A 23,059-nucleotide genomic window follows, 5' to 3' on the forward strand; every position below is an offset into this window, starting at 1 on the left:
GGCGGCCCCCCTTCGTCACTGTCCCGGCGAGCGCTTGAGCTCAGTCGTCGGTGTCCGGGGCGTCGGCGTCGAACTCTGCCGGGACCGGGCCGATCCGGCCCTGCTCTCCCTTGTCGAGCTTGCCGATCTGCTTCATGCAGCGGTCGTCGAGCTCGACGTTGAGCGAGGCGAAGTTCTCCGAGATCCGGGCAGGAGTGACCGACTTCGGGATGGCGACGACGTTGTTCTGCTGGTGCCAGGCCAGGACCGCCTGCGCCGGGGTGCAGTCGTGCTCGGCGGCGACCTCCTGGAGGGTGACGTCCTCGAGGATCCCGTTGTTCTGACCCAGCGGCGACCACGCCTCGGTGACGATGCCGTGCTTGTCGTGGAAGGCGCGCAGCGAGGACTGCTGGAAGTACGGGTGCAGCTCGACCTGGTTGATCGCCGGCCACTGCCCGGTCATGTCGAACAGCCGCTGGAGGTGCTCCTCGTCGAAGTTGGACACACCGACGGCGCGGATCAGCCCCTCGCCCTGGAGCGCCAGCATCGCGCGGAAGCTCTCGAGGTAGAGCTCGGCGCTGGGGACCGGCCAGTGGATGAGGTAGAGGTCGATGTAGTCGAGCCCGAGCTTCTCCAGCGAGCTGGTGAGAGCGGCGCGGACCGTCTCGAGGTCACCCTGGTCGGAGTTCCACAGCTTGGTGGTGATGAAGAGGTCGCTGCGCGGGTAGGGCGCGGCGGCGAGGGCACGTCCGACCCCCTCCTCGTTGCCGTAGGCCGCGGCAGTGTCGATGTGGCGATACCCGGCGCCGAGCGCGGCGGCCACAGCTTCGTCGACGTCACCGTCGTCGACCTGGAAGACGCCGAAGCCAAGCTTGGGGATCTCGACGATGCCGTCCGGGGCGGTGAGGTTCATGTTCTTCGGTTGCGTCATGCCTCGACGGTACTTCGTCGCGGTGAGGATCGGGGCCTCACGTTGTGAGCCCTGTCACCCGGCCCGATAGTGTCAGGGCATGGCCATCAGCAAAGTCCTCATCGCCAACCGGGGCGAGATCGCCGTCCGGATCGCCCGAGCCTGCAAGGACCACGGCATCGCGTCGGTCGCCGTGTACGCCGAGCCGGACCGCGACGCCCTGCACGTCAAGGTCGCCGACGAGGCCTACGCGCTCGGCGGCACCACGCCCGGGGACTCCTATCTGCTGCAGGACAAGCTGATCGAGGTGGCCAAGGAGTCCGGGGCGGACGCCGTGCATCCCGGCTACGGTTTCCTCGCCGAGAACGGCGACTTCGCGAGCAAGGTCATCGACGCCGGGCTGGTCTGGATCGGCCCGGGCCCCCAGGCCATCGACAGTCTCGGCGACAAGGTCAAGGCCCGCCACATCGCGCTCAAGGCCGACGCCCCGCTGGTGCCCGGCACCAAGGACCCGGTCGACGGACCCGACGAGGTCGTCGCCTTCGCCGAGGAGCACGGGCTGCCCGTCGCGATCAAAGCCGCCTACGGTGGTGGCGGTCGCGGCCTGAAGGTCGCCCGGACCACCGAGGAGATCCCCGAGCTCTACGAGTCCGCGGTCCGTGAGGCGGTCACGGCGTTCGGCCGTGGCGAGTGCTTCGTCGAGCGCTTCCTCGACCACCCCCGGCACGTGGAGACCCAGTGCCTGGCCGACCAGCACGGCAACGTCGTCGTCGTCTCGACCCGAGACTGCTCCTTGCAGCGCCGCAACCAGAAGCTGGTCGAGGAGGCCCCGGCGCCCTTCCTCACCGAGGAGCAGCACACCGAGCTGCTGCGCGCGTCCAAGGCCATCCTCAAGGAGGCCGGCTACGTCGGTGCCGGCACCTGCGAGTTCCTCGTCGGGCCACAGGGCGACATCTCCTTCCTCGAGGTCAACACCCGCCTTCAGGTCGAGCACCCGGTCAGCGAAGAGGTCACCGGCATCGACCTCGTCCGCGAGATGTTCCGGATCGCCGACGGCGAGCGCCTCGACTACGACGACCCCGAGCCGCACGCCCACTCCATCGAGTTTCGGATCAACGGCGAGGACGCCGGCAAGGGCTTCATCCCCGCCCCGGGCACGGTCTCGCGCATGGTCGTCCCCCAGGGGCCAGGCGTGCGCTGGGACGCCGGCATCGTCGAGGGCGACACCGTCGCCGGTGCGTTCGACTCGATGATCGCCAAGCTCGTCGTCACCGGGCGCACCCGTGAGCAGGCACTTGCCCGCTCGCGCCGTGCCCTCGAAGAGCTCGTCGTCGAGGGGATGCCTACCGTCGTCCCCTTCCACCGCAAGGTCGTCTCCGACCCCGCCTTCGCGCCCAGCGACCCGGACGAAGCCTTCGCCGTGCACACCCGCTGGATCGAGACCGAGATGGTCAACGACATCGAGCCCTACGCCGGCGAGATCGCCGAGGGACCCGACGCGGGCGAGCGGCAGCGCATCACCGTCGAGGTCGGTGGTCGGCGCCTGGACGTCGTCCTGCCCGCCGACCTCGCCGTCGGTGGCGGCGGCGGTGGGAAGAAGAAGGCCCCCAAGCGCAGCGGCGCCAAGAGCGGCGGCAGCGCGGTCTCCGGTGACTCCCTCACCGCGCCGATGCAGGGCACGATCGTCAAGGTGGCCGTCGAGGACGGTCAGACCGTGGCCGAGGGCGACCTCGTCGTCGTGCTCGAGGCGATGAAGATGGAGCAGCCGATCACCGCCCACAAGGCGGGGACGATCTCCGGGCTCACCGCGGAGCAGGGCGGCACCGTGACCAACGGCGCGGTGCTCTGCGAGATCACCGACGCCGAGTAGCCCCCATCGCTCCCCTCGGGCGCGACGACCCCCCTTCGCTTCCTGAGGTGCGACGAAGGAGCCTCGACGGGAGACCCCGCAGACCAGCGGGCCGGGTCAGCTGTCGGTGGTGTGCAGCCGGCGGGCGGCCTCGGCGATCGATCCGGACAGCGACGGGTACACCGAGATCGTCGCGGACAGCTGGTCGACGGTCATTCTGTTCTGCACCGCGACGGCGATCGGGTAGATCAGCTCCGAGGCGCGCGGGGCGACGACGACCCCACCGACGACCGTGCCCGACCCTCGTGAGCTGTACAGCTTGACGAACCCCTCGCGGATGCCGAGCATCTTCGCGCGCGGGTTCCGCGCCAACGGCAGATACACCTCGTCGACCGAGCTCTGCCCCTCGATCACCGCCTTGCTCCGGCCGACGGTGGCGATCTCGGGGTCGGTGAAGACGTTCGCGGCGATGGCGCGCAGTCGAAGGGGGGAGACGGCGTCGCCGAGCGCGTGCGCCATCGCGGTCCGGCCCTGCGCCGCCGCGACCGAGGCCAGGGCGAAGACGCCGGTGCAGTCGCCGGCGGCGTAGACCCCGCGCGCCGTGGTCCGCGAGACCTTGTCGACGACGATATGCCCGGAGTCGGACAGCTCGACGCCGGCCTCCTCGAGGCCGATCCCCTGGGTCTGCGGTACGGCTCCGACCGCGATGAGGACGTGGCTGCCGTGCACGGTGCGCCCGTCGGTCAGGGTGACGCTCACCCCTTCGTCGGTTCGCTGCGCCGACTCCATCCGGGACCGGTTGAGCACGGTCATCCCCCTCCGCCGGAAGACGTCCTCGATGACCGCCGCGGCGTCCTGGTCCTCGCCGGGGAGCACGAGGTCGCGCGAGGACACCAGCGTGACCTTTGCCCCGAGGCCGAGCATCCCCTGCGCGAGCTCGGCACCGGTGACACCGGACCCGACGACGATGAGGTGCTCCGGCAGCTCGGGGAGCTCGTAGATCTGCTGCCAGGTGAGGATCCGCTCGCCGTCCGGCTCTGCACCGGGCAGGACCCGAGGCGTCGCCCCGGTGGAGACGAGGACGAAGTCGGCCTCGATCCGCTCGTCGCCGTCGTCGGTGGTGGCGACGACGGCACCCGGCCCGTCGAGCCGGCCGGTGCCCTCGATGATCCGCACGCCGACGTCCCTCAGCTGGGTGGCGATGTCGCCGGACTGAGCCTTGGCGAGGTCGAGGACGCGGGTGTTGACCTCGTCGAGCACCGCCGTCGCGTCGGTGACCTGGTCACCCTCGTGGTCCGCGAGGTGCACGCCGAGATCGGCGGCCGTCTCCCACTCGTGCATGTAGTCGGCCGTGGCGATGAGGGTCTTGCTCGGCACGCAGTCGGTGAGCACCGCAGCGCCACCGATCCCGTCCCGGTCGACGAGCGTGACCTCGGCACCGAGCGAGGAGGCGACGAGCGCCGCCTCGTACCCGCCGGGGCCGCCGCCGAGGATCACCACAGAAGAGGTTCGAGAGATCACCCCACCATGAAACCACCTCCGTGGCCGGCCCCGACCTGCCCGGCCCGTAGCGACCCACGCGGTAGCCTGCAGCGATGCCTGACCACGCCGCTGACGCCCCCACCCCGAGCCTCGACGACCCGGCCACCGACCCCATGGACGTGGCGCGCGCCGCGGCCCGGGTCATCGCCGAGCGCACCGGGAGCGACACCCATGACGTCGCCCTCGTCCTCGGGTCGGGCTGGGGCGAGGCCGGAGACCTCATCGGCGAGACGCTCGCGACGATCGACAACACCGACGTGCCCGGCTTCGCCAGGGCCGCGGTCGCCGGGCACAGCGGCACGATGCGCTCGGTGGCGATCGGCGAGTCCGGGCGGCGGGCGCTGGTCTACGGCACCCGCACTCACTTCTACGAGGGGCGGGGGGTGCGCGCCGTCGTGCACGCGGTGCGCACGGCGGCGGCCGCTGGGTGCTCGACGGTCGTCCTGACCAACGGCTGCGGCGGCCTGCGCCCGGAATGGGCCCCGGGTACCCCGGTGCTCATCAGCGATCACCTCAACCTCACGGCGACCTCGCCGATCGAGGGCGCCCACTTCGTCGACCTCACCGACCTGTACAGCGGGCGGTTGCGCGACATCGCCCGCGCCGTGGACCCGACCCTGGACGAAGGGGTGTACGCCCAGTTCCGTGGGCCGCACTACGAGACCCCCGCCGAGGTGCGCATGGCCGGCGTCCTCGGCGCCGACCTCGTCGGGATGTCGACCACCCTCGAGGCGATCGCCGCCCGCGCGGCCGGGCTGGAGGTGCTCGGGATCTCGCTGGTCACCAACGCCGCCGCCGGCGTGAGCGAAGACCCCCTCTCCCACGACGAGGTCGTCGCTGCGGGCAAGGCGGCCGCCCCGCGCTGCGGGCGCCTGCTGGCCGACATCGTCGGCCGCCTCGGGGCGGACCGCGCGGCATGACGGCGAAGGAGGATCCGGTGGACTACGAGGGACGGCACGGCAGCGGTCGGCCGGGCCGGTCGGCTGAGGCGGGTGAGCACGGTGAGGCGCAGGCCGCGCCGGACGACCTGCTGCGAGCGGCGCGCGAATGGGCCGCAGACGACCCGGACGCCCGGGCGAGCGCCGAGCTGCTCCGGCTCGTGCAGCAGGTCGAGGACGGCGGCGCGGACGCCGCGGACGCCCGCGCCGATCTCGCCGACCGCTTCGCCGGGATGCTCGAGTTCGGCACCGCCGGACTGCGTGGCGCGATCGGCGCCGGCCCCAACCGGATGAACCGGTCGGTCGTCATCCGCACCGCTGCCGCGCTCACCGCGACCATCGCCGCACGCCAGGAGTCGGTCCGCACCACTCCGGACGCCGCTGGTCCCCCCTTCGCCCCCCACGACGTCCCGGTCGTCGTCATCGGCTACGACGGACGGCATCTCTCCGACGTCTTCGCCCGCGACACCGCAGCGGTCGTCACCGCCGCCGGGGGCCGGGCGATGGTCCTCCCCCGGCTGCTGCCGACGCCGGTGCTCGCCTTCGCGACGCCGCACACCGGGTCCGACGCCGGGGTGATGGTCACCGCCAGCCACAACCCGCCGCAGGACAACGGCTACAAGGTCTACCTCGATGACGGCAGCCAGATCGTGCCGCCGATCGACGCCGAGATCGCCGGGCGCATCGCCGCGATCCGGGCGACCTCCGAGATCCCGCTCGCCCGGGACGGGTGGGTGACGCTCGGCGAGGACGTCGTCGACGCCTATCTCGACGCGATCACCGGGCTCGTCGACCCGGGCTCCCCGCGCGACGTCCGGATCGTGCACACCGCCCTGCACGGGGTCGGCACCGACGTCGTCGTCGAGGCACTCCGGCGGTGCGGATTCCCGACGCCCACCCTCGTCGAGCGGCAGGCGCGGCCCGACGCCGACTTCCCCACCGTGGCCTTCCCCAACCCCGAGGAGGACGGCGCGCTCGACCTGGCGCTGGCCGCCGCGCGCGAGGCGGGCGCCGACGTGCTCATCGCCAACGACCCGGACGCCGACCGGTGCGCGGTCGCCGTGCCCGACCCCGCGGTCGAGGGCGGGTGGCGGCTGCTGCGCGGGGACGAGCTGGGGGCGCTGCTGGGCAGCCACCTCATCATGCGTGGGGTGCCCGAGGGCGGCTCCTTCGCCTGCTCGATCGTCAGCTCACGACTGCTGGCCCGCATGTGCGAGGCCGTCGGCATCCGGCACGAGGAGACCCTCACCGGGTTCAAGTGGATCAGCAAGGTGCCCGGGCTGGCCTACGGATACGAGGAGGCGCTGGGCTACTGCGTCGCGCCGCAGTGGGTCAAGGACAAGGACGGCGTGAGCGCGGCGCTGCTCGTCGCCGAGCTCGTCGCGATCCTCAAGGCCGAGGGGCGCTCGCTGCTCGACGTCCTCGACGACCTGCACCGGCAGTACGGCGTGCACGCCACCGATGCCTTCTCGGTCAGGGTCGAGCGGGTCGAGCAGGTGGCCCCGATCATGGCGCGGCTGCGGGCGGAGCCGCCGGCGCAGATCGCCGGGACCGCGGTCGTCACCTTCGACGACCTGGCGAAGGGGGACGGCGGGCTGCCCCCGACCGACGGCCTGCGGTGGGTGCTCGAGGACGGTGCCCGGGTCATCGTGCGACCGTCCGGGACCGAGCCGAAGCTCAAGGTGTACCTCGAGGCGGTGACGTACGCCGAGCCCGGTGACGACGACGGTCTCGCGCAGGCCCGCCGACTCGCCGACGAGCGGCTCACCTCCCTTCGCGAGCACCTCACCGCGCTGACCGCGCTGTGAAGGGAGCTCCGGGCGGCGGACCCTTGGGGCCCGGCCGCGTGGTCGTCCTCGCCGGCCCGTCCGGGTCGGGTAAGTCCCGGCTGGCCGACCGGCTGTCATCCCGGTTCGACTGGCCCGTCGTGCGGCTCGACGACTTCTACCGGCCCCACGATCACCCCGACCTGCCGCGCAGCGAAGCTCTCGGGGGCATCGTCGACTGGGACGACCCGAGGTCATGGGACGGGGAGGCGGCGCTGACGTCGCTGGCCGAGCTCGTGGCGACCGGGACGGCTCGGATGCCGGTGTACGACCTGTCGACGTCGTCGGTGGTCGGTGATCGGGTCCTCTCGCTGCCCCCGGCATCACTGGTCGTGGCGGAGGGGATCTTCGCCGCCGAGGTCGTGCCGGAGCTGCGTGATACCGGCCTGCTGCACTCCGCCTGGTGCGTCCGGCACCACCGCGTGGTGACCTTCGTGCTGCGGCTCGTGCGCGACGTCGCCGAGCACCGCAAGCCCTGGCCGACACTCGTGCGGCGTGGCCTGGTGCTGCTGCGCGAGGAGCCGGCCGTCGTCGCGAGGCAGGTCGCCGCCGGCGCCCGACCGGCCAGTCCCCGAACCGTCGAGCGCCTGCTCGGCGCCGCGTCGCCCCGCGGGCGCTGATCACTTCCGTACCCTGGGGCCATGACGGACTTCTCCCCCGGCACCACGCTCACCGTGCAGGACGTCGCCGACCTGATCGACCACGCCCTCCTCAAGCCCGAGCTGACACCTCAGGAGGTGGCCGAGGCCACCGCCGAGCTCGCCGGGCGCTCGGTCTGGAGCGTCTGCGTGCGCCCGTCGGACGTGGCTCTGGCACGAGACGCGATCGCGGGTGTCCAGGGCTCCCCCACCCGCGTGTGCACCGTCATCGGGTTCCCCCACGGCACGACCTCCACGGCGGCCAAGGTCGCCGAGGCGCGGCAGGCGATCACCGACGGCGCGACCGAGCTCGACATGGTGCTCAACATCGGCCGGCTGCGCGGGGGCGAGCTGCAGGCGGTCACCGACGACATCGCCGCGGTGGTCGCGGTTGGCCACGAGCACGGGTATCTGGTCAAGGTGATCTTCGAGACCGCTCTGCTCGATGAGGCGCAGAAGGTCGACGCCTGCCGGGCCAGCGTTGAGGCAGGCGCTGACTTCACCAAGACCTCGACCGGCTTCGCCGGGGGCGGGGCGACGATCCCCGACGTGCGGCTCATGCGCGAGCACACCCCGTCTGGCATGCAGGTCAAGGCCTCCGGCGGGGTGCGTGATATCCCCACGCTGCTCGCGATGCTCGCCGAGGGAGTGACCCGGATCGGCACCTCGAGCACCGACCGGCTGCTCGACGAGGCGGCCCGCTTCGCCGACGCCGGCGAGCTCGTCGTGCCCGAGCCGGGCCAGGACGCCGCCATCCCCGCCACCACCGCCTACTAGCCCCCACCCCGCAGACCCCCGCACCCCCAGATCCGAATCTCCCTAGGTTCCTGCCAGGCCCCTAGGAAAGTTCCCGGGCGCGGTGATCGGAACCTCGGCGCCTGTGTGCCCCGACTGTTGGCTCACGAGCGCCGCATGGATCTTCGCCGCGACTGCTGTCTCGTCGAAGAGGTCGCGCCAGACGATGCGCACGATGGTGTAACCCAGAGCGCGAAGGGAGTCCTCCCGGATCTTCTCTGCGACGAGGTCCTCGGCCGTCGCGTACTTCGACAGGCCGTCGAACTCGGCGATGAGCCGGCGCTCCCGGTCGAGGAAGTCGACCCGGTAGGTGCCGGTCCTCGTCTCGATCTCGACCTGCGGCTCGAAATTCAGCCCGGTCGCGCGCAACCGCACCCCGGTCAGGGTCTCACCCGGCGACTCGTGGCGCCCGTCGGCGTGCCGCATGATGGCTCTGACCCCCTCGATCCCGGGATACCCCTTCGCCCGATCGATCGCCGCGGCGAGCTGCGTCATATCGCACAGCCCACGACGCAAGGCGGCGTCCGCAGCGACTAGACCGGTCGTCGCGCCGTGCTCCGCACCGGACAGGATGCAGGCATCGGCCACGCTGACCGTCGGCACCGGGCGGGCCCACCCCTCCACCTGAGCCTCGGCACGCAGCGAGCGGCCCGACCGGACGACGACGCCGGTGCGGGTGCGGCCGTGGGAGCGGTCGGACCGCTCGAGGTACACCCGGCGCAGGTCGACCTGATGCACGGGTAGGCCGTGCAGCACCAGGGCCGAGTGATGGGAGGCGACGCAGCGCTCGTCGAGCTGAGCGACTGCGGCCAGGGCCGTGAGGAGGTGTCGGTGCTCGTCGCCGACGATCGCGAGCGCCGTGTACCACCCGTGCAGGAGCCTGGTCAGGATGTCCTTGGCGGTCAGCTGGTGCAGGGTGCGTCCGCTCATCCCGTGGTCGGCGGCCACCGCCGTGCTGAAGATCGGCACGCCGCCAAGGCTGGCAAGGTCGAAAGAAGGCATGGACGAAGCCTGGCCGGATTCCCCCTTCGCCGTCCCGAGTTATCCACAGGGGTGACAGACCCCGACCTTCCAGACAAGCCGCCCGAGAACTTTCCTGGGCGGCTGACAGAAACCTAGGGAGATTCGGATCTGGGGGCGGAGGAGCCGGAGGAGGAGCAGGAGTAGGCGGGTTTGATGACGTCCTCGATGAGGGCGAGCCGCTGGTCGAAGGGGAGGAATGCCGACTTCATCGCGTTGACCGTCACCCACCGCAGGTCATCGAGGTCCCAGCCGGCCTCCTCGACGAGGGCCCACATCTCCTTCGTCATCGTCGTGTCGGACATCAGCCGGTTGTCGGTGTTCAGGGTCACCCGGTAGCGCAGCCGAGCCAGGGCGGTGATCGGGTGCGCGGCGATGCTCGGCGCGGCCCCGGTCTGGACGTTGCTGTGGGGGCACAGCTCGAGGGGCACCCGGGTGTCCCGGACGTATGCCGCGAGGCTGCCCAGGCGCAGCGCCGAGGGGTCGTCAGCAGCGACCTGGTTGGCCCGGGCCGGGTCGTCGGTGACCGTGCCGTCGCCGAGCCCGATGTCGTCGCCGATCCGGACCCCGTGGCCCAGCCGGTCGGCGCCGCACAGCTGCAGCGCCTCCCAGATGCTCGGCAGCCCAAAGGCTTCGCCCGCGTGGATCGTGACGTGGGCGTTGGCCCGCTTCATCATCTCGAAGGCGGCGAGGTGCCGGCTCGGCGGGAACCCCGCCTCGGCGCCGGCGATGTCGAAGCCGGCGACACCCTGGCCGCGGTAGCGCACGGCGAGCTCGGCGATCTCGGTGGACTGCGCCGCATGCCGCATCGCCGTTAGCAGGGCCCGGACGACGATCGGCCGCCCCTCGGCGGCGGCCTGCGCCTCACCGTCGCGGAACCCCGCGTTGACCGCCTCGACCACCTCGTCGAGGGTCAGGCCGCGCTGCAGGTGCTGCTCCGGCGCGTACCTGCTCTCGGCGTAGACCACCCCGTCGGCGGCGAGGTCGAGCACGCACTCCCGCGCCACCCGGTACAGGTGATCCCGGGTCTGCATCACCGCCACCGTGTGCACGAAGGTCTCGAGGTAACGCTCCAGCGACCCCGAGTCGGCGCTGGCGCGGAACCACTCGGCGAGACCGTCGACCGTCCCGTCCCCGGGTAGCTCGTGGCCGATCTGTGCCGCCAGCTCCAGCACCGTCGCCGAGCGCACCCCGCCGTCGAGGTGGTCGTGCAGCAGCACCTTGGGCAGTCCCGCGACCTGCTCCCGCGTGAGCGACGACGTCATGCTCGGCTCCCTTCGCCCGACGCTGCGGCGTCGGCGTCGACCCGGTCCAGCACCACCGAGCCAGCGGGCCGCCCCGACTGCTCCGGCCCGACGGTCCACGCGCCCTCCAGCGCCGCTCGCGCCCGCTCGAAACGTCCCGGCTCGTCGGTGTGCAGGGTGAGCAGCGGCTGCCCGGCCCTGACCGGGTCGCCCGGCTTGGCGTGGATCTCGACCCCGGCACCGGCCTGCACCGGGTCCTCCTTGCGGGCCCGACCGGCTCCGAGCCGCCAGGCGGCGACGCCGACGGCGAGGGCGTCGAGCGAGGTGAGCACACCGTCGGCCTCGACGGTGACGGTCTCGCGCTCGCGCGCGATCGGCAGCTCCGCGTCGGGGTCTCCCCCCTGCGCCGCGATCATCCGCCGCCATACGTCCATCGCCCGGCCGTCGGACAGGGCCGCGCGGACCTCCCCTTCGTCCTGCGGGCGGCCCGCACCGGCAAGCATCTCGACCGCGAGGGCCACGGTGAGGTCGACGACATCGGTCGGCCCGCCGCCGGCGAGGACCTCGAGCGACTCGCGGACCTCGAGAGCGTTCCCGGCCGTCCGGCCGAGCGGGGTCGACATGTCGGTGAGCAGCGCGACGGTGCTCACGCCGGCGTCGGTACCGAGCGAGACCATCGTCTCGGCGAGCTCGCGCGCCTGCTGCTCGGTCTTCATGAAGGCGCCCGACCCGACCTTGACGTCGAGGACGAGCGCGCCGGTCCCCTCGGCGATCTTCTTGCTCATGATCGAGCTGGCGATGAGCGGGATCGCCTCGACCGTGCCGGTGACGTCGCGCAGGGCGTAGAGCTTCTTGTCCGCCGGAGCCAGCCCGGCACCGGCCGCGCAGATCACCGCGCCGACCTCGTCGAGCTGGCGCATCATCGCCTCGCCCGTGAGGTCGGCCCGCCAGCCGGGGATCGCCTCGAGCTTGTCCAGGGTGCCCCCGGTGTGCCCGAGGCCCCGCCCGGAGAGCTGCGGCACGGCGACGCCGAAGGCCGCCACGAGGGGCGCCAGCGGCAGGGTGATCTTGTCGCCGACACCGCCGGTCGAGTGCTTGTCGGCAGTCGGTCGCGCCAGGCTGGCGAAGTCCATCCGCTCCCCCGACGCGATCATCGCCGCGGTCCAGCGGCTGATCTCACGCCGGTCCATCCCGTTGAGCAGGATCGCCATGGCCAGCGCGCTCATCTGCTCGTCGGCGACGACACCTCGGGTGTACGCGTCGACCACCCAGTCGATCTGCTCGTCGCTGAGGCCGGCCCGGTCGCGCTTGGCCCGGATCACGTCGACGACGTCGTGCTGCTCGCTCAAGAGGTCCTCCTGTGCTCGGGTGCAGCGGCTCAGCGCTGCGGGGGGTACTCGCTCTGCAGGTCCTCCGGCCCGAACGCCTGGGGCAGGACCTCCCGCATGGTCAGATCGCCCTCGGGGGTCCGCAGCAGGCAGGCCGCCCCACCATGCTCCCAGAGCAGCTGCCGGCACCGCCCGCACGGCATGAGCGTGCGCCCGGCGCCGTCGACGCACCACACCGCGACGAGGCGTCCACCGCCGCCCTTGACCAGGTCGGAGACCATGCCGCACTCGGCGCACAGGCCGACACCGTAGGAGGCGTTCTCGACGTTGCATCCGGTCACGGTGCGGCCGTCGTCGACCAGGCCGGCGACGCCCACGCGGAAGTGGCTGTACGGCGCGTACGCGGCCCGCATCGCGTCGGTGGCCGCACGGTGCAGGTGGTCCCAGTCGACCGCCGCCGGATCGGTCGGGGTCAGTGCCCCTCACCCTTCCGATACACCTGGCCGATGGACTTCGGTGGCCGCAGCCGTTGGCTGGCGAAGGCGAGGACGAGGAGGGTCGTGAGGTGCGGGGCGAAGGGGGTGATGTCGCCCGGTACGGAGTCGGTCACCACCCAGATCAGAGCCACCGCGATGGCGACGGCGATGGCCACGGCACCCTGGATCGTGCGTCCCCGGCGGATGATCTGCCACAGCCCGAGGGCCAGCAGCAGGAGCGCGATGAGCAGGAGCAGGGCGTGCAGCGCCGCTCCTCCACCGCGCAGCTGCAGGGCGTCCATGAAGCCGAAGAGGCCGGAGCCCATGAGCAGGCCACCGGGTCGCCAGTTGCCGAAGATCATCGCGGCGAGGCCGATGTAACCGCGCCCGTCGACCTGGGACTCGCGGTAGATGTTCGTCGCCACCATCGACAGGAAGCCGCCGCCCAGCCCGGCGAGCGCCCCGGAGATCGTCACCGCGAGGTACTTGTGCAGGTAGACGTTGACCCCGAGGGACTCGGCGGCCGTCGGCGACTCGCCGCAGCTGCGGATCCGCAGGCCGAAGGGAGTGCGCCACAGGACGTAGAAGGTGAGGACGAAGAGCGCCAGCCCGATGACCGTGAGGGCGCTCAGACCGGTGGTGAGGGCCTTGAGCAGGGCGGCCAGCTCGGAGAGGAAGAACCAGCCCTTCTGCTCGATGGTCGACAGTGGGTCGGCGATGCCGGGGATGCCGACCTTCGGCGGCTGGGCCACCGGGGGCGACTGGACGTCGCTGCCGCCGTCGAGGTCGCCGAAGAACCGCGCCGCGAGGAAGCTCGCCGCGCCGACCGCCACGATGTTGATCGCGACACCGCTGACGATGTGGTCGACACCGAAGGTGACGGTCGCGAGAGCGTGGATCAGCCCACCGACGGCGCCGCAGAACGCGGCCATGAGGATGCCTGCCCAGGGGCCACCGATGAGGGCGCCGTAGGCGCCACCCCAGGTACCGAGCACCATCATCCCTTCGAGCCCGATGTTGATCACGCCCGAGCGCTCGGACCACAGCCCGCCGAGGCCGGCGAAGGCGATCGGCATGGCCAGGGCCAGGGCCGCGCTGAGCGTGCCCGAGGAGGCGATGTCGTTGCGGCCGGTGATCAGCCGCACGAGGGAGAGCACGGCGATGGCGGCGAAGATGCCGACGGGCCAGGCCCACAGCGGGAGCCGGCGCGCCGCTGTGGGAGTGGCGTCGACCGAGTGGTCGATCATGGCTTCGGTGCTCATGCCGGCGCTCCTTCCGTCGCCTCGCGAGCTTGGAGCTGGCGGCTCACCTGACTCTGCTCGAGGCGCTTCTCGATCCGCGCGACGACCTCGTAGGCGACGACCACCGCGAGCAGGATCGACCCCTGGATGATGTAGACCAGGGCGGGCGAGACCCCGGCCTGCAGCTGCAGCCCGTCGCTGGACTTCTCCAGCCAGGACCACAGGAGCGCAGCGGCGGCGATGCCGACCGGGTGGTTGCGCCCGAGCAGCGCGACCCCGATGCCGACGAACCCGACCCCCTCCTGGAAGTTCATCCCGTAGGCGTGGTCGAGCCCGAAGAAGGCCGGCATCCCGACAAGTCCGGCAACCGCGCCGGAGGCGACGATCGAGATGAAGATCATCCGCTTGTAGTCGACACCGCTGGCGACCGCGGCGGTCTCCGAGGCGCCTGCGGCGCGCAGGTCGAACCCGAAGCGGGTCTTGTTGATGATGAACCAGTAGGCGACCCCGACGAGGAGCGCCAGGAGGATGAGGGTGTACACCCGGTTGGGCGCGTCGGGGATGAGCGCGATCCCCTCGAGCCGGCTGCCCTCGGGGATCGGCGTCGTCGTCCGCGAGTTGCTGCCCTCGGGCCGCTGACCCCAGGAGCGCAGCCCCCACCCGACAAGACCGGCCGAGATGGTGTTCAGCATGATCGTCGAGATGACCTCGGAGACACCTCGAGTCACCTTGAGCCAGGCGGCGATGCCGGCCCACGCCCCACCGATGAGCATGGCGACGAGCATCGCGAAGATGATGTTGAGCGGCCCGGGGAGCCAGCCGTAGCCGGCGACGAGAGCGGCGCCGAAGGAGGCGATCCGGTACTGGCCGTCGACACCGATGTTGAAGAGCTTCATCTTGAAGCCGATGGCGACCGCGACGGCGGCGATGTAGTAGGTGGTCGCGCTGTTGACGATGTTCACCAGGGTTCGCGGTCGAGGTTCGTCGAGCAGCACCTTCCACACCGTCCCGACGGGGTCGCCGACGGCGGCCAGGACGAGGCTGGTGATGACGAACGCGACGGCGATCGCCAGGACGGGAGCGGCGAGGGTCAGGGCGATCCGGCGAGGGTTGAGGTTCATGCGCTCTCCTTGCCGGCGCCGGTCATCGCGCTGCCGAGCTCCTGGCTCGTGACCTGGTCGGGGTCGAAGGTCCCACTGACCCGACCCCTCAGGATCACCCGGATGCGGTCGGAGAGTCCGATGAGCTCTTCGAGATCGGCGCTGATGAGGAGCACTCCGAGCCCTTCCCGGCGAGCCTGGCGGATCTGGTCCCAGATCGCTGCCTGGGCCCCGACATCGACGCCACGGGTGGGGTGAGCCGCCACGAGGACCTTGGGGTGGTGGCTCATCTCGCGCCCGATGATGAGCTTCTGCTGGTTGCCGCCGGAGAGCGACCCGGCGGTGACGGTGATGCCCGGGGTTCGCACGTCGTACTCCTCGACGATCCGCGCGGTGTCGTCCTTGGCCGCTCGTGCCTGGATCATCCCGTTCTTGACGTTGGGCTCCTGCGTCTGGTGTCCGAGCACGACGTTCTCCCACAACGGTGCGTCCAGCAGGAGGCCGTGTCGGTGTCGGTCCTCGGGAACGTAGCCGACCCCGGCCTCGCGGATCTGGCGAACGTCCCAGTCCGAGATGTCCGTCCCGTCGAGCACGACGGTCCCGCTCGTGGGCTCGCGCATCCCCATGATGACCTCGACCAGCTCGGCCTGCCCGTTGCCCTCGACCCCGGCGATGCCGAGGACCTCTCCCGCACGGATGTCGAGGGTGACGTCGTGCAGCAGGTCACGGGAGCCGCCGGCGGCCGGGGCGAGGCTCAGGCCTCGCGTGGCGAGCACGACCTGGTCGCGCACCGTGGACTCCTCGATCGCCGGGCTGGGCAGCTCGGAGCCGACCATCATCTCGGCGAGCTGGCGGCTGGTGATCGACGACGGGTCCTCGACGGTCTCGACCGTTCGTCCGCGGCGGATGACTGTGATTGCGTCGGCGACGGCCAGCACCTCGTCGAGCTTGTGCGAGATGAAGATGACCGCCAGTCCTTCGGCCTTGAGCTCGCGCAGGTTGTCGAAGAGCTCGTCGACCTCCTGCGGGACGAGGACCGCCGTCGGCTCGTCGAGGATGATCGTCCGCGCCCCGCGGTAGAGCACCTTGAGGATCTCCACCCGCTGCCGGGCACCGACCCCGAGGTCGGCGACCAGGGCGTCGGGGTCGACGCCCAACCCGTACTCGTCGCTGATCCGGTTGATCTCGGTGCGGGCACCGGCGCCGATGCCGTGCAGCTTCTCCGCGCCGAGAACGACGTTCTCCAGGACGGTGAGGTTGTCGGCGAGCATGAAGTGCTGGAAGACCATGCCGATGCCGTGGTCGATGGCATCGCTCGGTGAGCGCAGGTCGACCTTCGCGCCGTCGACCTCGATCCGGCCCTCGTCCGGGCGCTGCACGCCGTAGAGGATCTTCATCAGCGTCGACTTGCCCGCGCCGTTCTCCCCGACGATCGCGTGGACCGTGCCACGACGCACCGAGAAGCCGACGTCCTGGTTGGCGATGACGCCGGGGAACCGCTTGGTGATGCCCTCGAGCCGGACCGCGACGTCACCGGCGCGGGTCGAGCCGTCCGAGCTCTTGGTAGGAGCCTGCGAGCTGATGGTGGGCCTCCTCGTCAGCGAGGGTCGTGCGGTGCCTGGGACGCGGGGTGCGCCCCGGGGACCGGTCGAGCAGGGAAAGAGTAACCGCAGCGTGAGCAGCGGGCCCGCCCGACGTGCGAGAGGCACATGGGGCGGGCCCGCCGGTGACTCAGGTCCGTGAGACCGAGCCGATCACTTCTCGGGGACGGTGATGTCGCCGTCGATGATCTTCTGCTTGTACTCCTCGAGCTTGTCCTTGATGTCGTCGACCTTGCCACCGGTGGTCGCGTAGTCCACGCCGCCGGCCTTGAGGTCGAAGACGATGTTGCCGGACTGCTTCTCCCCGTCGACGGTCGCCTTGATGTTGTCGAAGACCGCGACGTCGACGTTCTTCACCATCGAGGTAAGGATGACGTCCTGGACGTCGGCCTCGGCCGTCTTCGCCTGGTCGGAGTCCACACCGATGGCCATCTTCTTGGCCGCCTTGGCCGCCTTGAAGACACCCGCGCCTGACCCGCCGGCGGCGTGGTAGACGACGTCCGCTCCCTTGTCGAACATGCCCTCGGCAGCCGTCTGCCCCTTGGCCGGGTCGGCGAAGCCGGAGCCATCCTCGGCGAGGTACTTCGTCTGCACCTCGATGTCGGGGTTGACCTCCTTCGCGCCGGCCTCGAAGCCCGCCTCGAACTTGTTGATCAGCGGGACGTCCATGCCGCCGATGAAGCCGACCTTGTTGCTCTTGGACTTCATCGCGGCCGCGGCACCGACGAGGAAGGAGCCCTCGTGCTCGGCGAAGGTCAGCTGGGCGACGTTGTCGCCCGCCGAGGCCTCGGAGGCGTCGTCGATGATGGCGAACTGGACGTCCGGGTTGGCCTTGGCTGCGTTGCCCATGGCGGTCGCGTAGATGAAGCCGACGCCGATGACGTTGGTGCAGCCTGCATCGACCAGCTGGTTGAGGCGGTCCTCACGGGCGGCGTCGTTCTCGCCCTGGCTGGCCTCGACCTCCTCGGCCTCGATCTTCAGCTCGTCCTTGGCACGGTCCAGGCCCTTGGCAGCCGAGTCGTTGAAGGACTGGTCACCGCGACCGCCCACGTCGTACGCGAGGCAGGCCTTGACGTCGGTGCCCTCGCCGCCCTCGCCACCGCCGGAGGTGGCGTCGGTGTCGGAGTCCGAGCCCCCGCACGCTGCGAGGGTGAGGGTGGCCGCTGACGACAATGCAGCGACCTTGAGCAGGGAGTGGCGCACGGCGTTCTCCTTCTTCTTGTGCGAATCGAGGTGGCCCACAGGGGTCGGCCAACACGAGTCATGCTAGGTGGCAGAGCGCAACCTCTTGACCGATCCGCAAGATCCCGCCCGGGTTGTTACCGAGTCGCGACGCGGTCGTGACCCGCGTGGGATCAGTCCTCCACCCGGGTCCACTCGCCCGCCGCCGCGAGGGCAAGGAGTGCGGTGCCGGCTCGGACCGCGGCTTCGTCGACGACGAGATCGCCCTGGTGCAGGTCGTAGGTCGTCCCACCGGGGGTGCGGGTCCCCAGGCGGGCCATGGCGCCGCCGCTCTCGTTGATCAACCAGCCGAAGTCCTCACCACCCAGCGACTGGGGCGTCGACACCGGCCGGAGTCCGGCGGTCATGGCGGCCCGTCCGAGCGCGGCGACGGCCGACGGGTCGTTGTCGACGGGCGGCACTCCCCGGACGTAGTCGACCCGAGCGCGCACGCCGTAGGGCTCGATGACGTCACGGACGACCGCCCGGACGAGCTCCTCCATGCCGTCCCACACGGACGGGTCGAGCATGCGCAACGTGCCCTCCGCCACACCGGTGGACGGGATGACGTTGGCGGCTCCGCCGGCGTGGATCTGCCCCCACACGAGCGCTACCCCGCTTCGTGGGTCGAGGCGGCGGGAGAGGATCGCCGGCACCTCGGTCACGAGCTTGGCCAGGGCGAAGGTGAGGTCCTCGGACAGGTGTGGTCTGGAGGTGTGGCCGCCACGCCCGGCGAGGGTGACCTGCACCCGGTCGGCGGCCGCGGTCAAGGGCCCTTCCTTGAGCCCGACCTCGCCGACGTCGACCCCGGGGTCGCAGTGCACGGCATAGGCCACGTCGACCCCGCGCATCACCCCCAGGTCGACAAGATGCTCTGCCCCGCCGGGCATCGACTCCTCGGCCGGCTGGAAGACCAGACGCACCCCGACCCCCCGCTCGGCCAGCTCGTCCGCCACCGTGCTCAGCGCCAGGCCGGCACCGAGAACCACGGTGGTGTGCACGTCATGGCCGCAGGCGTGGCTGACCCCGTCGGTGGTCGACGCCCAGTCCAGACCGGTGCGTTCCCGGATCGGGAGGGCATCGATGTCCCCCCGGACGGCCACCCTGCGCCGCGGCTTGGCCGCTCCGAGATCGACGACCACCCCGGTGGCTCCCACATCGACCGTCTCCAGGCCGGCGGCCTCCAGGCGTCCGCGCAGGCGCTCGGTCGTCCGGTGCTCGGCGAAGCTCAGCTCGGGGTGCTGGTGCAGGTCGCGGCGGAAGGCGATGAGCTCGGGCACCAGGTCGTCGACGACACGCAGCAGCGTGGGGGCGAGGGGCGCAGTCATGTCAGCAGACGACTCTACTCGCGCCGCGTCGGGTCCCCTCCACGACCCGACCTGCGGCCGAGCCCGCTGACCGCCTCACAGCAGCGCGTCCCGGCCCCGGTCCCCCAGGCGCTGGACGATCTTCTTCACGTCCTGGGCGCGATCCGTGGTCGTCACGAGGATGGCGTCGTGGGTCTCGACGACCACGACGTCCTCGACCCCGACGAGTGCGATGGTGCGGTCCGACGCGGTGAGCACCAGGCCCGTCGAGTCGACCGTCTCGACCTGTCCTGGCCCCACCGTCGTGACCCCGTTCGAGGCGTCCCCCGGGAGCAGCTCGGCGAGCGAGCGGAAGTCGCCGATGTCGTCCCACCCGAAGCTGCCGGGCACGACCGCGACCAGCCCCTCGTCGGCCGCCGGCTCGGCGACCGCGTGGTCGATCGCGATCTTCTCCAGGGTCGGCCAGATCTCGTCGCGGCGGTCCGGCGCGGCCGCCAGTGCCCGCGCGCCGGCCGCCAGCTCGGGGTGCCACCGCTGGAGCAGGTCGAGCAGCACGCGCGCGCGGACCACGAACATCCCGGCGTTCCACCGGAACTCACCGGTCGCGAGATAGGTGGCGGCACGCTCGGCATCCGGCTTCTCCACGAACTGGCGGGCCCGGCAGGCGGTCGCGAAGCCGGGCAACTGGCGACCCGCCTGGATATAGCCGAAGCCGGTCGACGGGTGGGTCGGCTCGATCCCGATGGTCACGAGGTAGTCCTCGCGGGCGACGGCGACCGCCTCGGTCACCGCAGCGCGGAACTCGGCCTCCCCGTCGATGACGTGATCGGCGGCGAAGGAGCCCAGCACAGCGTCCGCGTCCCGTGCCTCGAGGACGGCGGCCGCCCAGGCGATGGCGGCCATGGAGTCACGAGGTGAGGGCTCGGCGAGGACGTGGTCGGAGTCGAGCTCCGGCACCTGGCGAGCGACGGCGTCGACGTGCCGGGCACCGGTCACGACAAGGACGCGTTGGCCTGCCAGGGGGCGAAGGCGGTCGACGGTGGCCTGGATCAGGGTGCGCCCGGACCCGGTGAGGTCATGGAGGAACTTCGGCGACGTGGCCCGCGACACCGGCCACAGCCGGGTCCCCGATCCCCCGGCCGGAACGACCGCCCAGAACCCTTCGATCTCGCTCATGGGGACCGACGGTACCGCCCGATCCGCCCGACCCGGGCGTCGACAAGGTGTCACCGACTGGTCACCCGACACCACCCCCTTCGTCACCGCCGGTCAGCCCGGTGGCTGGAGCGTGGGAGTCGTGCGAGTCGCGATTGCCACCGAGTCGTTCCTGCCCAGCCTCAACGGCGTCACCACGAGCGTCTGCCGAGTCACCGAGGAGCTCGGCGAGCAGGGGCACGAGGCGATGATCATCGCCCCGGGCCCTGCGCCCGCGTCCTACGTCGGCCACCCGGTCCGCTCACTGCCCGGGGTCACCGTGCGCGGCTTCCGGGCAGGGCTGCCGACGCGCGAGCTCAGCCGGGCTCTGCACGACTTCCGCCCGGACGTCGTGCACCTCGCCTCACCCTTCCTCGTCGGGGCATGTGGGGTGCGCGAGGCGCTCTCGCGCGACGTCCCGACGGTCGCGATCTACCAGACCGACATGCCGAGCTACGTCCAGCAGCACGGGCCGGGCGCCGTCGGGCGCGGGGCGGGCGCACTGACCTGGCGGTGGATCCGGCGCCTGCACGAGCGCGCCGACCTCACCCTCGCCCCGTCTCAACCCACCCTCGAGGAGCTGCGCCGGCACGGCGTCCCCCGCACGGGCCTTTGGGGCCGCGGCGTGGATACCCGCCTGTTCTCCCCGTCGTGGCGCGAGGAGGAGGGCACCCTTGCGCTGCGCGAGGCGTTGGCCCCCCGCGGCGAGGTGATCCTCGGGTATGTCGGTCGCCTGGCGCCGGAGAAGGAGCTGCACCGGCTCGTCGAGCTGGCCAGTCTGCCGGGCACCCGGCTGGTGCTCGTAGGAGAGGGACCGAGCCGCAACGAGCTCGGCGCGCTCCTCACCGAGGCCGTGGCGACCAGCGGGCGTCGGCCCAACCTCCCGCCGGCCTTCCTCGGCTCGCGCACGGGGCACGCCCTTGCGCGTGCATACGCCGCCTTCGACGTCTTCGTGCACACCGGCACCAAGGAGACCTTCGGGCAGACCCTGCAGGAGGCCGCCGCCACCGGGATGCCGGTCGTCGCCCCCTGCGCCGGGGGCCCCCTGGATCTGGTGGACCACGGCGTCACAGGGCTGCACTACGACCCGGCGCGTCCGGGGGCGCTCCGGGCCGCCGTCGCCCAGCTTGCCGAGTCGCCGGCGCTGCGGGAGCGGATGGCACGGGCGGGCGCGGAGCGGGTCGCCGGCCGGTCGTGGGCCGCCCTGACCGCCCAGCTCGTCACCCACTACGAAGGGGTGATCGCCGGCCGGGTCGCCTGACGGGCCGGTCGGCGTGGGGTCAGCCGCGCAGCGTGAAGTCCTGGATCGGCCGCCAGACCTCGTCCGCTCCGTGGGCGTAGAGGGAGAACTGCGTGACCTCGAAGCGCGCCTCGAAGGCGCCCAGGCCGTCGAAGGCCCGGTCGAGGGCTGCCTCGTCGATGTGGTGCGCGACGGTGACGTGCGGGTGGTACGGGAACTCAAGGGCCCGCTCGACGGGTCCGGAACGCACTGCGCGCTCGAGCTGCTCGCACCCGGGGATGCCCTGGGCGACCTGGACGAACACCACCGGGCTGACCGGCCGGAAGGTGCCCGACCCGCGCAGGTGCATCGGGAACGCCGCATGCCCGGCACCGACCGCCCGGAGGTACTCGGTGTAGCGAGGGAGAGCGTCGTCCTCGATCTCGGTAGGGGGCAGCAGGGTGACGTGCGGTGGGATCGCCCGGGCGAGCGGGTCACCGACCCGCTCCCGCCAGGTCTGCAGCTCTTCGGCCCACGGGTCCGGGACCGCGACCGCGACGCCGTACACCGCCATGTCTCAGCGGCTCCCCGCCGGGAGCAGCCCGACCGCGTCGAAGACCGCGTCGCGGGTCGCCAAGGCGACCTCACCGGCTCGCTCGGCACCCCGGGCCAGGATGCCGTCGAGCTCTGCGGGGTCGTCCAGCAGCTCGTCGATCCGCTGCCGGAAGGGAGTGACGGTCTCGACCACCAGCTCGGCGACGTCCTTCTTCAGGTCGCCGTAGCCCCGGCCGGAGTACTGCTGCTCCAGCGTCGCGATCGGGGTGTCGCCAAGGACGGAGGCCATGACGAGCAGGTTGGACACCCCAGGCTTGCGCTCCACGTCGTAGCGGATCTCCGCCTCGGTGTCGGTGACGGCGGAGCGCACCTTCTTCGCCAGCCGAGCGGGATCGTCCATGATGTCGAGGAGCCCCTTGGGCGAGCTCGAGCTCTTGCTCATCTTGCTCGTAGGGTCCTGCAGATCCATGATCCGCGCGGACTCCTTGGGGATGTAGCCCTCGGGCACCTCGAAGACCTCGCCGAAGCGGGCGTTGAAGCGCAGCGCGAGGTCACGGGTGATCTCCAGGTGCTGGCGCTGGTCGTCCCCGACCGGCACGTACTGCGGGTTGTAGAGCAGGATGTCGCTGGCCATGAGCACGGGGTAGGTGAAGAGGCCGACGTTGGCGCTCTGGCCCTTGCTGGTCTTGTCCTTGAACTGGGTCATCCGGTTCATCTCGCCGACGGCGGCCTGGCAGCCCAGCACCCAGGCCACCTCGGTGGTCTCGCGGATGTGGCTCTGGCAGAAGACGGCGCTGCGCTCGGGGTCGATCCCCGCAGCGATGAACTGGGCGGCGGTGAGGCGGGTGCGCCGGCGGATGACCTCCGGGTCGGTCGCGACGGTGAGGCTGTGCAGGTCGGCCACGAAGAAGTAGGCGTCGAAGTCGGCCTGCAGGGTGCGCCAGTTGACCAGCGCCCCGAGGTAGTTGCCGAGGTGCAGGCTGTCGCTGGTGGGCTGCATGCCGGAGAGGATGCGTGGCTTCGCGGTCGGGGCCATGGGTGTCATTGTCGCAAACGGTCGGCCGCACCCTGACCGG

20 protein-coding genes are annotated in these 23,059 nt (G+C 71.5%); 6 read left to right on the forward strand and 14 right to left on the reverse strand.

What is annotated here, in order from left to right:
* Positions 1 to 40: 40 nt before the first annotated feature.
* The gene (locus tag FB557_RS04855) at positions 41 to 910 is read right to left on the reverse strand and encodes an aldo/keto reductase (protein ID WP_211356493.1); all 870 of its coding nucleotides are present in this window, start codon (positions 908 to 910) and stop codon (positions 41 to 43) included.
* 79 nt (positions 911 to 989) lie between these two features.
* Here FB557_RS04855 and FB557_RS04860 point away from each other — a divergent pair, with 79 nt between their 5' ends.
* Complete coding sequence (locus FB557_RS04860; protein ID WP_144856202.1) at positions 990 to 2,759, forward strand: acetyl/propionyl/methylcrotonyl-CoA carboxylase subunit alpha; 1,770 nt, start codon at positions 990 to 992, stop codon at positions 2,757 to 2,759.
* A 96-nt stretch (positions 2,760 to 2,855) separates the two neighbouring features.
* On the opposite strand, the gene FB557_RS04865 is transcribed toward FB557_RS04860, so the two are convergent.
* The gene (locus tag FB557_RS04865) at positions 2,856 to 4,259 is read right to left on the reverse strand and encodes an NAD(P)H-quinone dehydrogenase (RefSeq protein ID WP_144856204.1); all 1,404 of its coding nucleotides are present in this window, start codon (positions 4,257 to 4,259) and stop codon (positions 2,856 to 2,858) included.
* Positions 4,260 to 4,333: 74 nt separating this feature from the next.
* On the opposite strand from FB557_RS04865, the gene FB557_RS04870 reads away from it, so the two are divergent.
* From FB557_RS04870 to deoC, 4 genes are read left to right on the forward strand one after another with little or no spacing between them, the layout of a single operon-like run.
* Positions 4,334 to 5,200: a purine-nucleoside phosphorylase gene (locus tag FB557_RS04870; protein WP_144856206.1), complete on the forward strand. Its 867-nt coding sequence runs from the start codon at positions 4,334 to 4,336 to the stop codon at positions 5,198 to 5,200.
* A gap of 17 nt (positions 5,201 to 5,217) precedes the next feature.
* Entirely contained in the window at positions 5,218 to 7,026 is a 1,809-nt protein-coding gene (locus FB557_RS04875) for a phospho-sugar mutase (protein ID WP_246074459.1), read from the forward strand.
* Between the two features lie 38 nt (positions 7,027 to 7,064).
* Positions 7,065 to 7,664, forward strand: coding sequence for a uridine kinase family protein (locus FB557_RS04880; RefSeq protein WP_246074460.1), 600 nt, complete (start codon positions 7,065 to 7,067; stop codon positions 7,662 to 7,664).
* Between the two features lie 21 nt (positions 7,665 to 7,685).
* Entirely contained in the window at positions 7,686 to 8,459 is a 774-nt protein-coding gene (gene deoC / locus FB557_RS04885; RefSeq protein WP_144856210.1) for a deoxyribose-phosphate aldolase, read from the forward strand.
* Positions 8,460 to 8,501: 42 nt separating this feature from the next.
* Here deoC and FB557_RS04890 read toward each other — a convergent pair whose 3' ends face one another.
* The 10 genes from FB557_RS04890 to FB557_RS04935 all read right to left on the reverse strand — a co-directional run bounded on the left by FB557_RS04890 (position 8,502) and on the right by FB557_RS04935 (position 20,191).
* Positions 8,502 to 9,479 carry a DUF559 domain-containing protein gene (locus tag FB557_RS04890; protein WP_144856212.1) on the reverse strand — a complete coding sequence of 326 codons (978 nt, stop codon included), beginning with the start codon at positions 9,477 to 9,479 and terminating at the stop codon, positions 8,502 to 8,504.
* 113 nt (positions 9,480 to 9,592) lie between these two features.
* Positions 9,593 to 10,762, reverse strand: a complete 1,170-nt coding sequence (locus FB557_RS04895; RefSeq protein ID WP_144856214.1) for an adenosine deaminase — start codon at positions 10,760 to 10,762, stop codon at positions 9,593 to 9,595.
* On the reverse strand, positions 10,759 to 12,090 hold the full coding sequence (locus FB557_RS04900) for a thymidine phosphorylase (protein ID WP_144856216.1): 1,332 nt from the start codon (positions 12,088 to 12,090) through the stop codon (positions 10,759 to 10,761). The genes FB557_RS04895 and FB557_RS04900 overlap by 4 nt, the downstream gene beginning before the upstream one ends.
* 29 nt (positions 12,091 to 12,119) lie before the next feature.
* Entirely contained in the window at positions 12,120 to 12,545 is a 426-nt protein-coding gene (locus FB557_RS04905; RefSeq protein WP_144856217.1) for a cytidine deaminase, read from the reverse strand.
* Entirely contained in the window at positions 12,542 to 13,807 is a 1,266-nt protein-coding gene (locus tag FB557_RS04910) for an ABC transporter permease (protein ID WP_144856219.1), read from the reverse strand. Before FB557_RS04910 ends, FB557_RS04905 begins: the two co-directional genes overlap by 4 nt.
* The gene (locus tag FB557_RS04915; RefSeq protein WP_144856221.1) at positions 13,804 to 14,907 is read right to left on the reverse strand and encodes an ABC transporter permease; all 1,104 of its coding nucleotides are present in this window, start codon (positions 14,905 to 14,907) and stop codon (positions 13,804 to 13,806) included. The genes FB557_RS04910 and FB557_RS04915 overlap by 4 nt, the downstream gene beginning before the upstream one ends.
* Positions 14,904 to 16,370: an ABC transporter ATP-binding protein gene (locus FB557_RS04920; RefSeq protein WP_144857089.1), complete on the reverse strand. Its 1,467-nt coding sequence runs from the start codon at positions 16,368 to 16,370 to the stop codon at positions 14,904 to 14,906. Before FB557_RS04920 ends, FB557_RS04915 begins: the two co-directional genes overlap by 4 nt.
* Before the next feature lie 270 nt (positions 16,371 to 16,640).
* Entirely contained in the window at positions 16,641 to 17,690 is a 1,050-nt protein-coding gene (locus FB557_RS04925) for a BMP family lipoprotein (protein ID WP_144856223.1), read from the reverse strand.
* 152 nt (positions 17,691 to 17,842) lie between these two features.
* Positions 17,843 to 19,036 (reverse strand): amidohydrolase, encoded by a 1,194-nt coding sequence (locus FB557_RS04930; protein WP_144856225.1) that lies wholly within the window; start codon positions 19,034 to 19,036, stop codon positions 17,843 to 17,845.
* A 75-nt stretch (positions 19,037 to 19,111) separates the two neighbouring features.
* Positions 19,112 to 20,191 (reverse strand): mannose-1-phosphate guanylyltransferase, encoded by a 1,080-nt coding sequence (locus FB557_RS04935; RefSeq protein WP_144856227.1) that lies wholly within the window; start codon positions 20,189 to 20,191, stop codon positions 19,112 to 19,114.
* Positions 20,192 to 20,312: 121 nt separating this feature from the next.
* Between FB557_RS04935 and FB557_RS04940 the strand changes: the two genes are divergently transcribed.
* Positions 20,313 to 21,470: a glycosyltransferase family 4 protein gene (locus tag FB557_RS04940; RefSeq protein ID WP_211356495.1), complete on the forward strand. Its 1,158-nt coding sequence runs from the start codon at positions 20,313 to 20,315 to the stop codon at positions 21,468 to 21,470.
* Between the two features lie 19 nt (positions 21,471 to 21,489).
* Here the strand turns inward: FB557_RS04940 and FB557_RS04945 are convergent, their stop codons facing one another.
* Both FB557_RS04945 and trpS read right to left on the reverse strand, forming a co-directional pair.
* Positions 21,490 to 22,002 (reverse strand): 2'-5' RNA ligase family protein, encoded by a 513-nt coding sequence (locus FB557_RS04945; RefSeq protein WP_144856231.1) that lies wholly within the window; start codon positions 22,000 to 22,002, stop codon positions 21,490 to 21,492.
* Positions 22,003 to 22,005: 3 nt separating this feature from the next.
* A complete protein-coding gene (gene trpS, locus FB557_RS04950; protein WP_144856233.1) occupies positions 22,006 to 23,028 on the reverse strand; it encodes a tryptophan--tRNA ligase in 1,023 nt (340 codons plus the stop codon).
* Positions 23,029 to 23,059: the final 31 nt, after the last annotated feature.

Origin of the sequence: Marihabitans asiaticum (genome assembly GCF_007828725.1) — a bacterium.
In the GTDB taxonomy this organism is placed as follows: Bacteria; Actinomycetota; Actinomycetes; order Actinomycetales; family Dermatophilaceae; genus Marihabitans; species Marihabitans asiaticum.

Excerpts from the sequence above, each read along its gene's own strand:
- FB557_RS04855 (WP_211356493.1), bottom strand. The coding sequence starts at position 910 with ATGACGCAACCGAAGAACATGAACCTCACCGCCCCGGACGGCATCGTC.
- FB557_RS04860 (WP_144856202.1), top strand. The coding sequence starts at position 990 with ATGGCCATCAGCAAAGTCCTCATCGCCAACCGGGGCGAGATCGCCGTC.
- FB557_RS04870 (WP_144856206.1), top strand. The coding sequence starts at position 4,334 with ATGCCTGACCACGCCGCTGACGCCCCCACCCCGAGCCTCGACGACCCG.
- deoC (WP_144856210.1), top strand. The coding sequence starts at position 7,686 with ATGACGGACTTCTCCCCCGGCACCACGCTCACCGTGCAGGACGTCGCC.
- FB557_RS04890 (WP_144856212.1), bottom strand. The coding sequence starts at position 9,479 with ATGCCTTCTTTCGACCTTGCCAGCCTTGGCGGCGTGCCGATCTTCAGC.
- FB557_RS04895 (WP_144856214.1), bottom strand. The coding sequence starts at position 10,762 with ATGACGTCGTCGCTCACGCGGGAGCAGGTCGCGGGACTGCCCAAGGTG.
- FB557_RS04910 (WP_144856219.1), bottom strand. The coding sequence starts at position 13,807 with ATGAGCACCGAAGCCATGATCGACCACTCGGTCGACGCCACTCCCACA.
- FB557_RS04915 (WP_144856221.1), bottom strand. The coding sequence starts at position 14,907 with ATGAACCTCAACCCTCGCCGGATCGCCCTGACCCTCGCCGCTCCCGTC.
- FB557_RS04930 (WP_144856225.1), bottom strand. The coding sequence starts at position 19,036 with ATGACTGCGCCCCTCGCCCCCACGCTGCTGCGTGTCGTCGACGACCTG.
- FB557_RS04935 (WP_144856227.1), bottom strand. The coding sequence starts at position 20,191 with ATGAGCGAGATCGAAGGGTTCTGGGCGGTCGTTCCGGCCGGGGGATCG.
- FB557_RS04945 (WP_144856231.1), bottom strand. The coding sequence starts at position 22,002 with ATGGCGGTGTACGGCGTCGCGGTCGCGGTCCCGGACCCGTGGGCCGAA.
- trpS (WP_144856233.1), bottom strand. The coding sequence starts at position 23,028 with ATGACACCCATGGCCCCGACCGCGAAGCCACGCATCCTCTCCGGCATG.